The organism is Kribbella sp. NBC_00482 (genome assembly GCF_036013725.1).
In the GTDB taxonomy this organism is placed as follows: domain Bacteria; phylum Actinomycetota; class Actinomycetes; order Propionibacteriales; family Kribbellaceae; genus Kribbella.
In genome coordinates this window covers 6,077,155-6,095,854 of record NZ_CP107881.1, presented here as the reverse complement: position 1 = coordinate 6,095,854, position 18,700 = coordinate 6,077,155, and the positions used below count along the sequence as shown (strand labels likewise).

Sequence of the window (18,700 nt, the reverse complement as noted above, 5' to 3'; positions counted from 1 at the left end):
GCGTCAGTCCTCGCCCAGATAAGCCTTGCGGACCGAGTCGTTCACCAGCAGGTCCCGGCCGGAGCCGGACAGCACGACCTTCCCGACCTCGAGCACGTACCCGTAGTCGGCCCGCTTCAGCGCGGCCTGGGCGTTCTGCTCGACCAGCAGGATCGTCGTACCCTGCCGCTGCAGCTCGGTCACCGTCGTCATGATCCGCTTCATCATGATCGGTGACAGACCCATCGAGGGCTCGTCCAGCATCAGCAGCTTCGGCCGGCTCATCATCGCCCGTCCCATCGCCAGCATCTGCTGCTCACCGCCGGAGAACGTACCGGCCGGCTGCTTGCGCCGCTCCCCCAGGATCGGGAACAGGTCGTACGCCGTCTGCAGGTCGACGCGCACGCCCCCCGGGTCCCGGCGGGAGAACGCGCCGAGCATCAGGTTCTCCTCGACCGACAGCCGCGGGAAGATCCGCCGGCCCTCGGGCGAGTGCGCCAGACCGCGGGTGACGATGTCGTGCGCCGCCACGTGGTCGATCCGCTCGCCCTGGAACCAGATCTCGCCGCCGGTCGGCCGGAGCAGACCGGAGATCGTCTTCAGCGTGGTGGTCTTGCCGGCGCCGTTGGTGCCGATCAGCGACACCACCTGCCCCTGCTCCACGCTGAAGCTGATCTTCTTCACCGCAAGGATCTTGCCGTAGGCAACTTCCAGGTCCTTGACCTCGAGCATCGCGGCCATCAGACCTCTCCTCCGGGTACGTCGTCCTGCGGGTCCTCGTCGTCGTCCTCGCCGGTGCCGATGTAGGCCTCGATCACCCGCGGGTCGGACTGCACCTCCTCGGGCGTGCCCTCGATCAGGGCCGCGCCCTGGACCAGGCAGAGCACCCGGTCGCAGAGGTTGAAGATGAACCGCATGTCGTGCTCGATCACCACGACCGACAGCCCGGAGTCCCGGATCTTGAAGATCAGGTCACTGGCCTGCCGGGTCTCCTGCGGGTTCATACCGGCGGTCGGCTCGTCCAGCAGGATGAGCTTCGGGTCGGTGGCCAGCGCCCGCGCGATCTCGAGCCGGCGCTGGTCGCCGTACGGCATGTTCCGGGCCAGGTGCTCGGCCGACCGGCCGAGCCCGACGAACTCCAGCAGCTCCTGCGCCCGGGCCCGGGTGGCCGCCTCCTCGCGGCGGAACTTCGGGCCGTGCAGCACCGAGGTGAGCGCGCCCGCGCTGGTCCGGCAGTAGCGCCCGACCATCACGTTCTCCAGCGCGGTCATGTTCGCGAACAGCCGGATGTTCTGGAACGTCCGCGCCATCCCGGCCCGGACCACGGCCCGCGGCTTGGGCGGCAACGGCGTACCGGAGAACCGGACCTGTCCGCTGGTCGGCTTGTAGAGGCCGGTCAGGCAGTTGAAGAACGTCGTCTTGCCGGCGCCGTTCGGGCCGATCAGACCGACGATCTCGCCCTCGCGGACGGTCAGGTTGACGTCGTTGACCGCCAGCAGACCACCGAACCGCATGGTCACACCGGAGGCTTCCAGGACCGGGTCGCCGATCGGCCGCGCGGCCACGTCCTGAGGTTCGGTCACCGTCATTTGGCCTCCTCCGCCGCGATCAGCCGTTCCTCTTCGACGGCGATGGCCAGCTCCTCGTCGTCCTCGTGGAACTCCAGCTTCCGGCGTCTGCTCGCGACCAGCCCCTCGGGCCGGAACCGCATCATCAGCACCAGCAGCAGGCCGAACAGCAGCAGCCGGTACTCGAGGAAGAACCGCAGCTTCTCCGGCAGCACCTTCAGGATCGTTGCACCCAGCAACACACCGACGATGGTGCCCATACCGCCGAGCACGATCGCGGCCAGCAGGAACGCCGACTCCAGGAAGATGTACTGGTCCGGACTGACCGCGCCGTCCTGGTGGGCCTTGACGGTGCCCGCCATACCGGCCAGGAACGCGCCGATCGCGAACGCGAGCAGCTTCAGCCCGAACACGTTCACGCCCATCGCCTCGGCGGCCTTCTCGTCCTCCCGGATCGCCACCCAGCCGCGCCCGATCCGGCTGTTGTTCAGCCGGGAGAACGCCAGGATGACGAAGCCGATCAGGATCAGCAGGAGGAAGTAGTAGTTCGAGTTCCGGGTCAGGTCGATGCCCAGGATCGTGTGGTCGGTGCCGAAGTTGAAACCGAACATCTCGAGATCCGGGATACCCGGGATACCGTTCGGGCCGTTGGTCAGGTTCGGCCCGTTGTTGCCGTCCAGGTTGAACATCGAGAACCGGAAGATCTCACCGAAGCCGAGCGTCACGATGGCCAGGTAGTCGCCGGAGACCCGCAGCGTCGGCGAACCGATGATCAGGCCGAGTGTCGCCGCCACACAGGCGCCGACCAGGACCACGATCAGGAACGGCGGCTTCCAGCCGATGGTCGCGAACGCCGACGTCGACAGCGTCGCCGCGACGTACGCACCCGATCCCAGGAACGCGATGTACCCGAGGTCCAGCAGGCCGGCCAGGCCGACCACGATGTTCAGGCCCATCGCGGTGGCGCTGAAGACCAGCACCGCACCCGCGATCGACATGTTCGTGTCGTCACCGTTCTGGGTGAACGGGAACAGGAACGCCGCCGCGAACGCCGCCAGCGTCAGCACCTTGCGGTGCCGCTGCCCGGCGTGGCTCACGAACGACATCACACCGGACTTGAACAAGCAGGCCGCGGCCGCCCCGACGAACACCAGGCACAGGATGAGCGGCCAGGCCTCTGTCTGAGCGAGCGTGTACGCCGCGGTGAACAGCAAGGCCGCCATCAGGACCGGGATCGTGAGGATCTCGAACCAGGCCGGCATCCGCGCCTCGCTCATGTCCCGCAGTTGATGCAACGGCAGCATCCATGCGGACACCGCGATCAGTGCGGCGCCGACGAGCGTGACGTACCCGCCCGGGTTGACGTTGATCAGGCCGTCGGACTCCACCGAGATCGCGACCAGGGTCAGCACCATGTACAGCACGAGGCCGAGGCCGAGGGCCCGCAGCCCGAGGGTCGCGTCCACCCAGGAGCCCAGCTTGACCAGCGGCCCCTTCTCCGCCAGCAGCAGCACCAGCGCCAGCAGGGCGAGGACGATGACCAGGATCTGCAGGCCGTTCGGGTAGAAGTTGACCGACAGGTCGTTCAGGATCTGTCCGTCGTAGCTCCAGGACAGGAACGCGCCGATGATCACCAGCGCGACGCCGGCCAGGCCCAGCGGCCAGGCGATCGGCTTGCCCGGCTTCGCCACCGGAGCCTCCGAGATGTCGTCGACAGGAGTCTCGATATCGGTCATGCGCGGTCCACCACCCTCGCACCCAGCAGGCCCTGCGGCCTGAACACCAGAACCAGGATCAGGATGACGAACGCCCACACGTCCTTCCAGGTACTACCGCCGAACTGGCCGGGGATGTACTGGGTGGCCATCGCCTCGACGACGCCGAGGACCAGACCACCGGCGACGGCGCCGTAGATGTTGCCGATACCGCCGAGCACCGCGGCCGTGAACGCCTTCAGACCGGCCAGGAAGCCCATCCGGAAGTCGATGTTGGTGTTCTGCAGGCCCTGCGAGACGCCGGCGATCGCGGCGAGCACCGCACCTAGGGCGAACGCGACCACGATGATCCGGTCGACGTTGATCCCCATCAGCCGGGCGGTGTCCGGGTCCTGCGAGACGGCCTGCATACCGCGGCCGATCCGGGTCCGGTTGATGAAGAACCAGAGCAGGACGGCGCAGATCAGGAGCGCCCCGACCGTGAACAGCGCGGACCGCTGGATCGTCACACCGCCGACCTGCAGCGCCTTGCCCGTCACCACGTCGAGCTGCGGGAACGGGATGCGCAGCTTGGCGCTCGGCCACTCGACGCTGGTGATCAGCTTCTTGAAGAGCACCCAGCCGACCTCGGCCACGAGGGCGCCGCCGACAGCAGCTGCAGCGATCGCCGGAATCGGTACCTCGACCCGGGCGTTCCGCCGAGCCGCCAGACCGGCCAGCCAGCCGATGGCGGTGCCGACCAGTGCGCCGAGCACGATCACGCCCGCGATCAGCAGCGGGTTGAGGCCGCGGTTGAGGAGCCGTACGACGATCCACAGACCGACGGCGCCACCTGCGCCGCCGAGCAACGGAGCGCGGTCGTACCACCGCGACACCGGGTGGTTCAGGTCCACCTTGGCCACCCGTCCGCCGGCGACGTAGCCGACGGCGATCGCCAGACCGGCGAACACCACGACCGTCCAGGCGGGCTCCTCGTAGAAGAGGCGGATGAACTCCTGGAGGAAGACGGAGATACCGATCGCCGTGATCAGCGGCGCGAGTCGTGGCGCGTTCCGCAGGGGACGGTACGCGACACGTTCCATCAGCACAGCGGTGCCGACCGACGCGATCATGGCGCCGACGATCATGATCGGCAGGATCCACACACTGGTCTTGCCGTCGAAGAACAACAGGTACGTCGTCAGCGCGCCGAACGCGCCGATCATGAACACCTCGCCGTGGGCGAAGTTGATGAGCTGCACGATGCCGTACACGACCGTGTACCCGACCGCGATCAGGGCGTACAGCGAGCCCAAGGTCAACCCGTTGACGAGTTGCTGGAAGAACTGGTCCACGTCGACCTCCCATCTGCCTCGGTTATGACATGCCACGGGGGTGGGAGGATCGCTCCCACCCCCGAGACATGAGGTCGACTCTGCTTACTTGGTTTCGAAGTCCTTGGTCTCCACGGTCGCCCACTTGCCACCGGCAACCTTGTAGACGGTCAGGACCTTCGACGTGGTGTCGCCGTACTGGTCGAAGGCGACCTTGCCGGTCACACCGTCGAAGCTGACCTTGGCCATGGCGTCGACCGTCGCCTTACGCGCGGACTCGACGTCGGTAGCGCTCTTCAGCGACTCCTTCAGCGCGGCGATGATCGCGTTCGCGGCGTCGTACGAGTAGCCACCGTAAGCGGCGTACGGCTCCTTGTACTTCTCGGCCGTGTAGTCCGCGACGAACTTCTTCGCCGTGTCCAGCGTGTCGATCGGGGCGCCGACCGAGGTGGCCAGGTCGTTGTCGGCCGTCTTACCGGCCAGCGTGATGTACTTCGGGTCGAAGATGCCGTCGCCGCCCATCAGCGGGACGTTCAGGCCGGCGGCCTTCATCTGCTGCGAGAGCGGACCGGCGTTCGGGTACTCACCGCCGTAGTAGACCGCCTGCGGGTTGGACGGCTTGACCGCGGAGATCACGGCCTGGTAGTTCGACTCGTCCGGGTTGATCGTCTGCGCCGACACGATCTGACCACCGAGCTTCTTGAACTCCTCGGTGAAGGTGCCGACCAGGCCCTGGCCGTACGCCTTCTTGTCGTGGATCGTCGCGACCTTGGTGATCTTCGCGGTCTCGTACAGGTACCGCGCCGCGAACGGACCCTGGACGGCATCCGTCGTGCAGGTGCGGAAGTACGTCGGGTACGGCCGCTTCGGCTCGGTCTGCCACTTGGCGCCCTGGGTCAGACCGGGGCCGGTGTTGGCCGGGGAGACCTGGACGATGTTCTTCGGCGCGAGCACCGGCTGGACCTGCTGCGCGACGCTGGTGTTCAGCGTGCCGACGACGCCGATGACGTCCTTGTCGCTGGCGAGCGCGGTGGCCGCGTTCTTGCCCGGCTCGGTCTTGCCCTCGTCGTCCTTCGGCACTACCTCGAGCTTCCAGCCCGGGATCGCCTTGGAGTCGTTGGCCTGCTTCACAGCGAGTTCGACGGAGTGCTGGATACCCAGACCCAGAGCCGACAAGTCTCCGGACAACGGCGCGATGACGCCGATCTTCGCGGTCTTGGTTGCCTCTTCGGAGCCCCCGCCAGAATCGTTGTCACTGCGTGAGCCGCAGGCAGTCAGGGCCAACGACGCAACGATCAGCGACGCGCCGACCCGTACTACGGAACGCTGGTGCACTGTTCCTCCCATGTCTGGATAGTCCCAGTGAATCCGGGACTCTCGCGCATTTGCCACGAGCACCCGCAGGTTAGACCCAGCGGGTGTTCCAAGCGAACAGCGCACAGGCTGTGTTGTGATGTCGTTACCCCGGTAAGCATCGTCCTATGACCTGATTACTGTCCGGTGGGGAAATGTGGTGACATACGGTCAGCGGGCGGATCTACTCGGTGAGATTCACTCGATGGCGCCAGGTGCCTCCGCCACGGTTTGTCACCAAGGACCGCCCGGGTTCACCTCACGGTTACGACACGCCGGTATTGCGAGCGGATGACGGCAGATTGCGCATGGGCGGGCAGATGCACCTGCCCGATCAGGAATCTCCGGCTTCGTTGACGACCAGCTCGGCCACCTGACGCATCGAGACCCGCTTGTCCATCGCGGTCTTCTGGATCCACCGGAACGAGTCCGGCTCGGACAGCCCGAACTTGGTCTGCAGGATCGACTTCGCCCGATCGACCAGCTTGCGGGTCTCCAGCCGCTCGGCCAGGTCGGCGACCTCCCGCTCCAACTCGGCGAGCTCGACGTACCGGGATGCGGCGATCTCGATCGCGGGCAGCAGGTCGGCCTTGGAGAACGGCTTCACCAGGTACGCCATCGCGCCGGCGTCCCGCGCCCGCTCGACCAGCTCCCGCTGCGAGAACGCGGTCAGCATCAGCACCGGAGCGATCCGGTCCCCCGCGATCTTCTCGGCCGCGCTCAGCCCGTCCAGCTTCGGCATCTTCACGTCGAGAATCACCAGATCCGGCCGCTGCTCGATCGCCAGCCGGATAGCTTCCTCGCCGTCCCCCGCCTGCCCGACGACGTCATACCCCTCTTCAGCGAGCATCTCAGCCAGATCCATCCGAATCAGGGCCTCGTCCTCAGCAATCACCACACGCTTAGCAGTCACACCGCACACCCTAGCGACCCCACGTCAGCTCTTAGCCCCCACAAACGTGTCGAGCACACCAACCGCCTCGTTCCGACTCACCGCGATGTGATCCCACCGCGGCCGCCGCCAAGCGATGCCCAACAGATCAAGCGCATCCGTGAGTATGTTCCGGATGTCATCAGACTTGTTCGAGAACACGTAGCGCACGTAGTAATACCGCTTGTCACGGCCGGGTTTGCTCGCCCAGTTCACGAACCTGCACCCGTCCGAGTGGAACAAACCCCTCAGCAACTGTTCGGGGTACTTGGCAACAATCTCCTGCTGCCAATCCGCCAGCTCAATCTTCCGCAGGTGCTTCATCCCTGGCCCGTGCTGCGGAAACACACACGGCCAGTGCTTCCACCTCGCCTCGATCCGGATCATGCCTTGCCCGCCCCGCAGACATGGGCTGGCCGTTGGCTTCACCAACCTGATCGTGGCCGCGATCTCCTGGTTCAGCTCTGGATACTTCTGATCGTTCGCGATCTGCAAGCAGAAGACTCCGCGCCGCGCCTTCGCGATGTGCCCGTCGCCGAGATACCACCCCAACAGCAACGCATACGCCGCCTCGTCCAGCTCAGCTCCATCGCACCGCGGACACGGAGTACCTCGAGAACCTCCGCGGATCCGGCCCTCACGCTGATACCGCCACCGCCACGTCCGAATCGTCCGCAACGCAACCCCGTGGATCTCCGCGTTGACCCGATCGGGCACCCCGGCATCGGACATCGCCAACGCCGACTCAACCGTCTCCCGCGACCTGAAATGAGCCATGCCCAAGGCTCACGCCGGCCACCGACAGTTTCTGATCGAGCGACCGGATGGGCTAGGATCTTCGAGCGCGTCACCGCGCAGATGCCCTGGTAGCCCAACCGGCAGAGGCCGTGCTCTCAAACAGCATCCAGTGTGGGTTCGAATCCCACCCAGGGCACAGAATTTTGTCGGCGGCGCCCGTGAAACTCGGTTCATGTATGACGAGCAGACGCGAGCGATCGCACTCGCGGCGATGGCAGCCGGTGAGAGTCTCAACGCGATCAGCAAGCGGCTCGGGGTCAGTCGGGCTGCGCTTCGGGACTGGCGGGATGGCAAGGTACGTCGGTCGCCGATGAGCAACTGCCCGCGATGCGGAAGCGGGACGCTCGACGCCCCGTCGTACGCGCACCTGCTGGGGCTGTATCTGGGAGACGGGTGCCTGTCACGGCACCGGCGAGAGGTGTATGCGCTGCGGATTGCTTGCGACGACGCGTACCCGCGGCTGATCGACGAGGCTGAGGGCGTCGTACGGGCTGTGCACCCGAACCGGTCGGTGCATCGGGTGCGGGCCGTTGGGTGTACGTCGGTCATGTCGTACTGGAAGCACTGGCCGTGTCTGTTTCCTCAGCACGCGCCCGGGCGGAAACATCTGCGGAGGATCGAACTGGTCGACTGGCAACGGGAGATCGTTGCCGAGTACCCCGAACTGTTCCTGCGCGGCCTCTTCAACTCCGACGGCTGCCGCGTCGCCAACTGGACCACCAGAACCGTCGCGGGCCAGACCAAGCGGTACGAGTACCCGCGTTACATGTTCTCCAACGAGTCCGCCGACATCATGCGCCTGTGCCAGGCGGCGCTCGACCTGCTCCACATCCCCTGGCGTATGCCGCGCCCCAACGCTCTGTCGGTCGCCCGCCGTGAAGCTGTTGGTCGTATGGATGGGTTCGTCGGGCCGAAGGCCTAGGTATTCACGAGGTCAGGTGGTGGTGGGCCAAGGCTGCGAGGGTGGGGTTTTCGGATTTGTAGTCTTGGGGGTTGTAGAGGGTTGCGCCGGATTCGGTGCCGGGGCCTTGGAGGGTGAGGGTTAGTTCGGCGCGGAGGATGGTGGCTTCGGGGGATGTGTCCAGGGCCAGGGACTGGAGGGCGCGGCGGGCTACGGAGCGGTAGGCGGGGATGAAGGTGACGCCTTCCGGAAGTACGACGTTCTGCGGGTGGCAGTCGCGGAACTCGGTGTGGTGGAAGGTCGCGGCGCCGAAGTCGAGGTCGCGCAGTGGTGCCGGGGACGGGCGGTCCGGGCGCGGGCGGCAGTCGAAGATCACGTCGGTCAGGTCGCCGGCGAACGTGCAGTCGCGCAGGTCGCACTGCTCGAACTGGGCACCGTTCAGGCGCGCATTCGAGAAGTCGCACCCGTCGAAGAGCGCTCCGACGATCGTGGCGTCACGCAGGTCGGCACCGGCGAAGGAGACGCGTTGCCAACGGTTCCGTCGCCGCTTGTGCCAGCTTCCGAGTACGGCGCCGCGCAGATCCGCGCCCGCGAACGAGCAGTCCGTCACTGTGGTGTCCCAGATCCGCAGATCCCGCAGTACGGCGCCGTCGAACGAGCAACCGTCGATCCGGCACGCGGTCCACCGCAACGCGCTGGCCCGAGTCCCACGAAGGTCCTCGCCGTGCAACTTGACCTTCTTGAGAACGGTGAGATCCACAAGAAGAAAGTAGTTGAGGCGGGCGGTCACTGGGCCGCCCGCCTCAACCAGGCGTTACGGGTTGGGGCTTCGGTAGGCGGGGGCGTTGCCTTCTATGGCGTCGCCCATGCGGTGGACTCGGAGGGCGTTGGTGGAGCCGGGGATGCTGGGTGGGGAGCCGGCGACGATGACTACCAGGTCGCCCTTGTTGAGGATGCCGAGTTCGAGGAGGCGCTGGTCGACCTGGCGGACCATTTCGTCGGTGTGATCGACGGTGGGAACGATGTGGGTGGTGATGCCCCACACCACGCTCAGCCAGGAGCTGACCGACGGGACGGGCGTGAACGCGAGCAGCGGGACCTCGGTGCGATAGCGGGCGAGGCGGAGCGCGGTGTCACCGGACTGGGTGAACGCGATCAGGTACTTCGCCTCCAGCCGCTCCGCCACGTCCGCGGCGGCGCGGGCGATCACGCCGCCCTTGGTCTTCGGCTCCCACTCGATCTCCTGGACCCGGCTGAGGCCGTGCTCCTCGGTCGACTCCACGATCCGGGCCATCGTCTTGACGGTCTCGATCGGGAACCGGCCGACGCTGGTCTCACCGGACAGCATGACCGCGTCGGCGCCGTCGAGTACGGCGTTCGCGACGTCGGAGGCCTCGGCCCGGGTCGGCCGCGGCGCGGAGATCATCGACTCCAGCATCTGGGTGGCGACGATCACCGGCTTCGCGTTCAGCCGGGCCTGGTCGATGATGAGCTTCTGGACCAGCGGGACCTCCTCGAGCGGGAGCTCCACGCCGAGGTCACCGCGGGCCACCATGAACCCGTCGAACGCCTCGATGATCTCGTCCAGGTTGGCGACCGCCTGCGGCTTCTCGATCTTGGCGACGACCGGGAGCCGCAGCCCCTCCTCGTCCATGATCTTGTGCACCAACTGGATGTCGGAGGCGTCCCGGACGAACGACAGCGCGATCATGTCGGCCGGCAGGTGCAGCGCCCAGCGCAGGTCCTCGGCGTCCTTCTCCGACATCGCCGGCACGCTGACCGCGACCCCCGGCAGGTTGATGCCCTTGTGGTTCGACACCGGGCCGCCGACGGTGACCCGGCAGATCACGTCGGTCTCGGTGACCTCCTCGGCGACGAGCGCGATCCGGCCGTCGTCGATGAGCAGCTGGTCACCCGGCTCCACGTCACCGGCCAGACCGTCGTACGTCGTTCCGCAGATGGTCTGGTCACCCGGTACCTCGCGGGTGGTGATGGTGAAGCGCTCGCCGTAGGTCAGCGTGGCCTTTCCCTCGGCGAACTCGGCCAGCCGGATCTTCGGGCCCTGCAGGTCCACCAGGATGCCGACGTTCTTGCCGGTCTCCGCGGCAGCGGTCCGAATCCGCTGGTAGATGCGCTCATGCTCGGCATGGGCGCCGTGGCTCAGGTTCAGCCTTGCGACGTCCATACCTGCTTGGACGAGTTCCATGATGCGCTCCGGGGCGGCCGTAGCCGGGCCGAGCGTACAAACGATCTTTGCGCGACGCACGTCACAAAACCCTACTCCTGCAAACCACTGGGTCCGCTGGTCCACCCCCGTTACTGGACAGTTAACAGTAGAAGACGAGCGGCGGCATCGCCTGAATCGTCAAGAACCCAAGGGGGTGTAGGGCCCGACGGTCACGTCGCCACTGGGCTGGGCGGTGACCGTCTGCAGACCGACCGGCAGGCCTTTCTGGTACGTGATCAGGGTGACCTCACCCGGTTTGCGCAACGTGTAGCCCAGCGCGAAGGCGTACGCCGCTCCCCCGGTCGTCCCGTTCGTGTACGTCGTGACCGCGCGGTTGTCGACCACCCGGTGCTCGGGCCCGACCTGGCGGTGCAAATGACCGGACAGCAGCAGCGTCGCGCACCCCCGGGCGGCGGTGTCGGCGAACGACGACGGGTCGTGCACCACCATCGTCGAGATCCGCTTGTCGTCCGGCTGATCGCAGGCGATGTCCGCGAGCCGCTGCGACTGCTGCTCGATCGTCTCGTCGCCCGGGGTGTCCGCGCTGCCGAGCCCGGTGCGGGTCGGATCGCTGTCGCCGAGGAACCGGATCCCCTCGACCTCGACCGGCTTGCTGTCGAGCACGGTGAACCCGGCCTTGCGCATGAACTCCTCGACATGGCCGCCGGCGTCGTGGTTGCCGGCCACCGAGACCACCTTGAAGTCCTTGAAGTGCTGCCGCAGCGAGTTGATGCTGAACGCTTCCCAGCTCTGCCCGGACGAGGTGTCGTCACCGGCGTCGATGAGCAGCTTGGCGCCGCCCGCCTTGGCCACCTCGGCCGCGAAGCCGTCGATCCCGATGTTGTCGTGCCGGTCCGAGACCAGCAGGGCGACCTTCTCGTTCTCGTTCGGCTTGTGCAGCTGCGGGGAGACCTCGGCGACCCGGTCCTTCAGCTCGCCGTACAGCTCGGTGGACTTCTTGTACGTCTCGACCAGCGTCCGGATCACCCCGACCCCGCCGGTGGTGGAGAACCCGGACGCGACCTCGACCGTCTTCAGCCGGCTGTCGAACGACATCTCCGGCAGCAGCTTGAACAACGGCTGCCACTGCGTCGGCGGTACGTCGGGCTGCCGCATCCGTCCCGGCCCGAAGATCGACGCGATCGTGATCAGCATCGCGACCAGGATGACGATCATCCGGTGCTCGGTGCGGCGTTCGTGCCGGTGCACCAGGTGCCACAACTCGCTGCGCCGCCGTACGCCGAGGGCCCTCCACAGGGTCGCGACCACCACGACCACGAGCAGGCCGGACCCGGCCCCGGCGATCGCGTTGTCGACCGCCATCTCCTGGATGACCTGCTGGATCCGCCCGATCTCACCGTCGGGCTGGGAGGCGATCAGGGTGTCGCGGGTGAGCAGCTCGGTGAGGTTGTCGGCGTCGGTCTCCTGGACGTCGACGTTGACGCCGACGCCGCCCGGCGTGTGGGTCGGTATCCGCAACCGCGGCAGTACGGCGCCGAGGTCGAGCGTCGCATGCCCGTCGAACGTCGGTGACACGGTCGCCGCGTGCGCGCCGATCGTGACCCGCTCGGAATCGTTCACGAACCCGAAGAGTCCCACCACGACCGACGTCAGCACGAAGAGCAGGCTCAACCCGGCCCACGGCGCAACCGCCCGCAGCCGCTCTTTCGTCACCAGCCGGAGAACCACACTCACCAACCTACCGAGAAGCCCCACCTTGAGCACCGACCAACCGTTTCCCATCGCGGGTTTTGGTTGCCTGGGGCCCAAAGTGGGGCTGCGGTCAGACTGCCAGCGGGCGGGCGGTGGGCGGGATCGGCGTCGGAAGCGTCGACGATCCGGTGAGGTGGGCGTCCACGCCGCCGGCGCAGGAGCGGCCCTCGGCGATGGCCCAGACGATCAGCGACTGGCCGCGGCCGGCGTCACCGCAGGCGAAGACGCCCTCGACCGTGGTCTGGTACCGGTTGTCCCGCTTCACGTTGCCGCGCTCGTCGAGCTCGACGCCGAGCTGCTCGAGGAATCCCTCGCGCTCCGGGCCGACGAAGCCCATCGCCAGCAGCACCAGCTGCGCCGGGATCGTCCGCTCGGAGCCCTCGACCGGGTTGAACTTCCCGTCCTTGAACTCGACCTCGACCAGGTTCAGCCCCGAGACGTTGCCGTCGGCATCGGCCTCGAAGTTCACCGTCGAGACGGCGTACACCCGGTCGCCGCCCTCCTCGTGGGCGGAGGCGACCCGGTAGATCATCGGGTACGTCGGCCACGGCTGGTGGCCCGGGCGGTCGTCGGAGGGCCGCGGCATGATCTCCAGCTGGGTCACCGTCCGCGCGCCCTGCCGGTGCGCCGTACCGAGGCAGTCGGCGCCGGTGTCGCCGCCGCCGATGATCACCACGTCCTTGCCGGTCGCAACGATCTGGTCCGCGACGGTCTGTCCGAGCGAGACCCGGTTGGACTGCGGCAGGTACTCCATCGCCTGGTGGATGCCGCCGTACTCACGGCCCGGCACCGGAAGGTCCCGTGCTGCGGTGGCGCCGGTGGCGATCACGACCGCGTCGTACCGCTGCTTGAGCTGGGTGCCCGTGACGTCCACGCCGACGTTGACGCCGGAGCGGAAGACCGTGCCCTCTTCCTTCATCTGCTGGATGCGGCGGTCGACCTGTTCCTTTTCCATCTTGAACTCGGGAATGCCGTACCGCAGCAGGCCGCCCGGGGCGTCGGCGCGCTCGTACACCGCGACCGTGTGACCCGCGCGGGTCAGCTGCTGGGCGGCGGCCAGGCCGGCCGGGCCGGACCCGACGACCGCGATCGTCTTACCGGTCAGCCACTCCGGCGGCTGCGGCTTGACGTCGCCGGTCTCCCAGGCCTTGTCGATGATCGCGACCTCGACGTTCTTGATCGTCACCGGGTCCTGGTTGATGCCCAGGACGCAGGACGTCTCGCACGGCGCCGGGCAGAGCCGGCCGGTGAACTCCGGGAAGTTGTTGGTCGCGTGCAGCCGCTCGATCGCGCTCGACCAGTCGTCCCGCCAGACCAGGTCGTTCCACTCCGGGATCAGGTTGCCCAGCGGGCAGCCGTTGTGGCAGAACGGGATGCCGCAGTCCATGCAGCGGCCGGCCTGCTTGGTGATGATCGGCAGCAGCGCCTTGCCGGGCCCGCCGGGGTAGACCTCTTTCCAGTCCTGCACCCGCTCGTCGACCGGCCGCCGGTCGGCGACCTCCCGTCCGGTCGTCAGGAATCCCTTGGGGTCAGCCATCAGATGGCCTCCATCATCGCTCGCGTGGTGGCGTCCTCGTCCAGGCCGTCGCGCTCGGCGGCCGCCTTGGCCGCCAGCACCCGGGCGTAGTCGCGGGGCATCACTGTCGTAAACCGCGAACCTGCCGCTTCCCAGTCGGCGAGCAGCTTGGCCGCCCGTTCCGAACCGGTCTCCTCGAAGTGCCTGCGGACCAGGTCGTGCAGCAGTTCGGACTCGTCCGTGGTGACCGGGTGCAGATCCACCAGCTCCGGGTTCACCAGGGTGTGGTCCAGGTCGAGCACGTGGGCCACGCCGCCCGACATGCCCGCCGCGAAGTTCCGGCCGACGGCGCCGAGTACGACGACGCGCCCACCGGTCATGTACTCGCAGGCGTGATCGCCGACCGATTCGACGATCGCGGTCGCGCCGGAGTTCCGGACGCAGAACCGTTGCCCGACGCCGCCGCTGATGAACAGTTCGCCGGACGTCGCGCCGTACGCGATCACGTTGCCGGCGATGATCTGGTCGGCGGCGTCGAACCGCGCGTGCCGGTCCGGCCGGATGACGACCCGGCCGCCGGACAGGCCCTTGCCGACGTAGTCGTTGGCATCGCCCTCGAGCCGCAGCGTGACACCGTTCGGGACGAAGGCGGCGAACGAGTTGCCGGCCGACCCGGTGAAGGTCAGGTCGATGGTGCCGTCGGCCAGGCCGGCCGCGCGGTACCGCTTGGTGATCTCGTGGCCGAGCATCGTGCCGACGGTCCGGTTGACGTTGCGGATCGCGAGCTGTGCCCGGACCGGTTCGCCGTTGTCCAGAGCCGGCCGGCAGATCCGGATCAGCTCGTTGTCGAGCGCCTTGTCCAGACCGTGGTTCTGCTCGGTGGTCTGGTGCAGCGACGCACCCTCGGGCAGCGCCGGCACGTGCAGGATCGGCGACAGGTCGAGCCCGTCGGCCTTCCAGTGGTCGACGGCGCGCTGGATGTCGAGTACTTCGGCGTGCCCGATCGCCTCGTCCAGGGTCCGGAACCCGAGCTCCGCCAGGTACTCGCGGACCTCCTCGGCGATGAACTCGAAGAAGTTCACGACGAACTCGGGCTTGCCGGAGAACCGCTCCCGCAGCACCGGGTTCTGCGTCGCGACGCCCACCGGGCAGGTGTCCAGGTGGCAGACCCGCATCATGATGCAGCCCGACACCACGAGCGGCGCGGTTGCGAAACCGTACTCCTCCGCGCCGAGCAGCGCCGCGATGATCACGTCCCGCCCGGTCTTCAACTGACCGTCGGTCTGTACGACGATGCGGTCGCGCAAACCGTTCAGCAGCAGGGTCTGCTGCGTCTCGGCGAGACCCAGCTCCCACGGACCGCCCGCGTGCTTCAGCGAGGTCAGCGGCGCCGCGCCCGTACCGCCGTCGTGGCCGGAGATCAGTACGACGTCCGCGTGCGCCTTCGAGACACCGGCCGCGATCGTGCCGACGCCGACCTCGGAGACCAGCTTCACGTGGATCCGCGCCCGCGGGTTCGCGTTCTTCAGGTCGTGGATCAGCTGCGCCAGGTCCTCGATCGAGTAGATGTCGTGGTGCGGCGGCGGCGAGATCAGACCGACGCCCGGCGTCGAGTGCCGGGTGTTCGCCACCCACGGGTACACCTTCGGGCCGGGCAGCTGCCCGCCCTCACCGGGCTTCGCGCCCTGCGCCATCTTGATCTGGATGTCGTCGGAGTTCGTCAGGTACTCCGCGGTGACGCCGAAACGACCCGACGCGACCTGCTTGATCGAACTCCGCCGGGCCGGGTCGTACAGCCGATCGGCGTCCTCGCCGCCCTCGCCGGTGTTCGACTTGCCGCCGAGCTGGTTCATCGCGATCGCCAGCGTGGTGTGTGCCTCGGCGCTGATCGAGCCGTAGCTCATCGCACCGGTGGAGAACCGCTTGACGATCGCGCTGACCGGCTCGACCTCGTCGATCGGGATCGGGCCGCGGTCGCTCTTGAAGCCGAACAGGCCACGCAGCGTCATCAGCCGCTCGGACTGCTCGTCGATCTTCGACGTGTACTGCTTGAAGATGTCGTACCGCCCGGTCCGGGTGCTGTGCTGCAGCCGGAAGACCGTGTCCGGGTCGAACAGGTGCGGCTCGCCCTCGCGGCGCCACTGGTACTCGCCGCCGATCTCGAGCTTGCGGTGCGCCGGCAGGATGCCGTCGGCCGGGTACGCGCGCAGGTGGCGACGCCGCACCTCCTCGGCGATCGCGTCCAGGCCGACGCCGCCGATCCTGGACGACGTACCGGTGAAGTAGATGTCGACCAAGAACGGGGACAGCCCGTTCGCCTCGAAGATCTGGGCGCCGGTGTACGACGCGACCGTCGAGACACCCATCTTCGACATCACCTTGAGGACGCCCTTGCCGAGCGACTTCACCACGTTGCGGATCGCCTGCTCGGGCTCGATGCCGGGCAGGTAGGTACCGCGCCGGCACAGGTCCTCGACGGACTCCAGCGCCAGGTACGGGTTGATCGCTGCCGCGCCGTACCCCATCAGGAGCGCGACGTGGTGGACCTCGCGGACGTCACCGGCCTCGACGACGAGACCGACCTGGGTGCGGGTCTTCCTCCGCACCAGGTGGTGATGAACCGCAGCGGTCAGCAGCAGCGACGGGATCGGCGCGCTGTCGGCGTTCGAGTGCCGGTCGGACAGCACCAGGATGCGGGCGCCGTCGCTGATCGCGGCGTCGGCCTCGACGCAGATCTCGTCCAGGCGGGTCCGGAGCGCCTCGCCGCCGCCTTCGACGTCGTACACGCCGCGCAGGACCGTGGTGGCCAGGCCGGGCATGTCGCCGTCGAGGTTGATGTGCCGGAGCTTGGCCAGCTCGTCGTTGGTGATCACCGGGAACGGGATCACGACCTGACGGCAGGACGCCGGGCTCGGGTTGAGCAGGTTCGACTCCGGGCCGAGGCTGGAGGACAGCGAGGTCACCAGCTCCTCGCGGATCGCGTCCAGCGGCGGGTTCGTGACCTGCGCGAACAGCTGCGCGAAGTAGTCGAACAGCAGCCGCGGCCGGTCGCTCAGGACGGCGATCGGCGTGTCGGTGCCCATCGAGCCGATCGGCTCCGCGCCGGCCTTCGCCATCGGGGTGAGGATGACGCGCAGCTCCTCCTCGGTGTACCCGAAGACCTGCTGGCGCCGGGTCACCGACGCGTGGCTGTGGACGACGTGCTCCCGCTCGTGCAGGTCTTCGAACCGGATCAGGCCGGCGTGCAGCCACTCGTCGTACGGGTGCTCGGCGGCGAGCGCGTTCTTCACCTCGGCGTCGGTGATGATCCGGTGCGCGTCGACGTCGACCAGGAAGATCCGGCCCGGCTCGAGCCGGCCCTTCTCGGTCACGGTGGCCGGGTCGATGTCCAGGACGCCGGCCTCGGAGGCGAGTACGACGAGACCGTCGTCGGTCACCCAGTACCGCGAGGGACGCAGGCCGTTGCGGTCCAGGACCGCGCCGACCTTGGTGCCGTCGGAGAAGACCACCGACGCCGGGCCGTCCCACGGCTCCATCAGCGTCGAGTGGAACTCGTAGAACGCGCGCCGCTGCTGGTCCATCGTGGCGGCGTTCTCCCACGCCTCCGGGATCATCATCAGCATCGCGTGCGGCAGCGAGCGGCCGCCGAGGTGCAGGAGCTCCAGAACCTCGTCGAACGAGGCCGAGTCCGACGCGCTCGGCGTACAGATCGGGTAGAGCTGCTCCAGGTCGCCCGGGATCAGGTCGCTGGACAGCAGCGCCTCGCGGGCGCGCATCCAGTTCCGGTTGCCCTGGACGGTGTTGATCTCACCGTTGTGGGCGATGTACCGGTACGGGTGGGCCAGCGGCCAGGACGGGAACGTGTTCGTGGAGAACCGCGAGTGCACGATCCCGATCGCGGAGGCGAGGTCGGGGTCGGTCAGCTCGGGGAAGAACTTGTCCAGCTGGTCCGTGGTCAGCATCCCCTTGTAGGTGATGGTCCGGCCGGACAGCGACGGGAAGTAGGTCTCGGTCTCCTTCTCGGCCCGCTTCCGCAGCCGGAACGCCATCCGCTCCAGCGCCAGGCCGAGCACGCGGCCCGCCTTCGCGGTCACGAACAGCTGCTTGAAGGTCGGCATCACCGAACGCGCGGTCGCGCCGAGCAGGCCGGGCGTGGTCGGGACGTCCCGCCAGCCGACCACCTTCAGCTGCTCCTCGTCCGCCAGCTCCTCGATCCGGTCGATCGCCTTCGCGGCGTCGTCGGCGTCGGCCGGCAGGAACGCGATACCGGTCGCATAGCTGTGCGCCGCCGGCAGCTCGAAGTCGCACACCTTGCGGTAGAAGGCGTCCGGTACCTGGATCAGGATGCCGGCGCCGTCGCCGGAGTCGGGTTCGGCACCGGACGCGCCACGGTGCTCGAGGTTCCGCAGGGCGGTCAAGGCCTTCGCCACGATGTCGTGGCTGGGAACACCGGTCAAGGTCGCGACGAAAGCAACACCGCAAGCGTCATGCTCGTGGTTTCCGTCGTACAGGCCCTCGCTCGGGCGGTGCCGGTTTTGGGCAGGGGGGACACCAAACATTCAGGAGCTCCCGTCGTCCTACGGTCAACACAACTGGCCGCGGGACAACACTGGCCCAAGCCGGGTGTCCCGAGACTACCTCATGACGCCCGCCAGTTGGACTTCCTGTCCACCGCGCAACGCCTTG

The 18,700-nt window shown here is 67.7% G+C and carries 13 protein-coding genes and 1 tRNA gene; 2 read left to right on the top strand and 12 right to left on the bottom strand.

The annotated features are described in order from the left end of the window. Nucleotides 1–3 precede the first annotated feature (3 nt). From OHB24_RS29615 to OHB24_RS29585, 7 genes are all read right to left on the bottom strand, one after another. Complete coding sequence (locus OHB24_RS29615) at nt 4–720, bottom strand: ABC transporter ATP-binding protein (RefSeq protein ID WP_327634140.1); 717 nt, start codon at nt 718–720, stop codon at nt 4–6. Continuing rightward, nucleotides 720–1,568: an ABC transporter ATP-binding protein gene (locus OHB24_RS29610; protein WP_327634139.1), complete on the bottom strand. Its 849-nt coding sequence runs from the start codon at nt 1,566–1,568 to the stop codon at nt 720–722. The genes OHB24_RS29615 and OHB24_RS29610 overlap by 1 nt, the downstream gene beginning before the upstream one ends. Then, nucleotides 1,565–3,283: a branched-chain amino acid ABC transporter permease gene (locus OHB24_RS29605; RefSeq protein WP_327634138.1), complete on the bottom strand. Its 1,719-nt coding sequence runs from the start codon at nt 3,281–3,283 to the stop codon at nt 1,565–1,567. Before OHB24_RS29605 ends, OHB24_RS29610 begins: the two co-directional genes overlap by 4 nt. Further along, entirely contained in the window at nt 3,280–4,596 is a 1,317-nt protein-coding gene (locus tag OHB24_RS29600) for a branched-chain amino acid ABC transporter permease (RefSeq protein ID WP_327634137.1), read from the bottom strand. The genes OHB24_RS29605 and OHB24_RS29600 overlap by 4 nt, the downstream gene beginning before the upstream one ends. 84 nt (nt 4,597–4,680) lie before the next feature. Next, on the bottom strand, nt 4,681–5,922 hold the full coding sequence (locus tag OHB24_RS29595) for a branched-chain amino acid ABC transporter substrate-binding protein (protein WP_327634136.1): 1,242 nt from the start codon (nt 5,920–5,922) through the stop codon (nt 4,681–4,683). Between the two features lie 340 nt (nt 5,923–6,262). Further along, complete coding sequence (locus tag OHB24_RS29590) at nt 6,263–6,850, bottom strand: ANTAR domain-containing response regulator (RefSeq protein WP_327634135.1); 588 nt, start codon at nt 6,848–6,850, stop codon at nt 6,263–6,265. A gap of 15 nt (nt 6,851–6,865) precedes the next feature. Continuing rightward, nucleotides 6,866–7,636: a transcriptional regulator gene (locus OHB24_RS29585; protein ID WP_327634134.1), complete on the bottom strand. Its 771-nt coding sequence runs from the start codon at nt 7,634–7,636 to the stop codon at nt 6,866–6,868. An 83-nt stretch (nt 7,637–7,719) separates the two neighbouring features. Between OHB24_RS29585 and OHB24_RS29580 the strand changes: the two genes are divergently transcribed. Together OHB24_RS29580 and OHB24_RS29575 are read left to right on the top strand one after the other, a co-directional pair. Then, nucleotides 7,720–7,793: transfer RNA gene (locus OHB24_RS29580), tRNA-Leu, on the top strand. A gap of 36 nt (nt 7,794–7,829) precedes the next feature. Further along, complete coding sequence (locus tag OHB24_RS29575; protein WP_327634133.1) at nt 7,830–8,579, top strand: helix-turn-helix domain-containing protein; 750 nt, start codon at nt 7,830–7,832, stop codon at nt 8,577–8,579. A gap of 4 nt (nt 8,580–8,583) precedes the next feature. On the opposite strand, the gene OHB24_RS29570 is transcribed toward OHB24_RS29575, so the two are convergent. The 5 genes from OHB24_RS29570 to gltB form a co-directional block, all read right to left on the bottom strand. Further along, nucleotides 8,584–9,318 carry a pentapeptide repeat-containing protein gene (locus OHB24_RS29570; RefSeq protein ID WP_327634132.1) on the bottom strand — a complete coding sequence of 245 codons (735 nt, stop codon included), beginning with the start codon at nt 9,316–9,318 and terminating at the stop codon, nt 8,584–8,586. 54 nt (nt 9,319–9,372) lie between these two features. Then, nucleotides 9,373–10,824: a pyruvate kinase gene (gene pyk, locus OHB24_RS29565; RefSeq protein WP_327634131.1), complete on the bottom strand. Its 1,452-nt coding sequence runs from the start codon at nt 10,822–10,824 to the stop codon at nt 9,373–9,375. A 99-nt stretch (nt 10,825–10,923) separates the two neighbouring features. Next, on the bottom strand, nt 10,924–12,480 hold the full coding sequence (locus tag OHB24_RS29560) for a metallophosphoesterase family protein (protein ID WP_327634130.1): 1,557 nt from the start codon (nt 12,478–12,480) through the stop codon (nt 10,924–10,926). An 88-nt stretch (nt 12,481–12,568) separates the two neighbouring features. Next, nucleotides 12,569–14,035: a glutamate synthase subunit beta gene (locus OHB24_RS29555; RefSeq protein WP_327634129.1), complete on the bottom strand. Its 1,467-nt coding sequence runs from the start codon at nt 14,033–14,035 to the stop codon at nt 12,569–12,571. Next, nucleotides 14,035–18,573, bottom strand: a complete 4,539-nt coding sequence (gene gltB / locus OHB24_RS29550) for a glutamate synthase large subunit (protein ID WP_327634128.1) — start codon at nt 18,571–18,573, stop codon at nt 14,035–14,037. Before gltB ends, OHB24_RS29555 begins: the two co-directional genes overlap by 1 nt. Nucleotides 18,574–18,700: the final 127 nt, after the last annotated feature.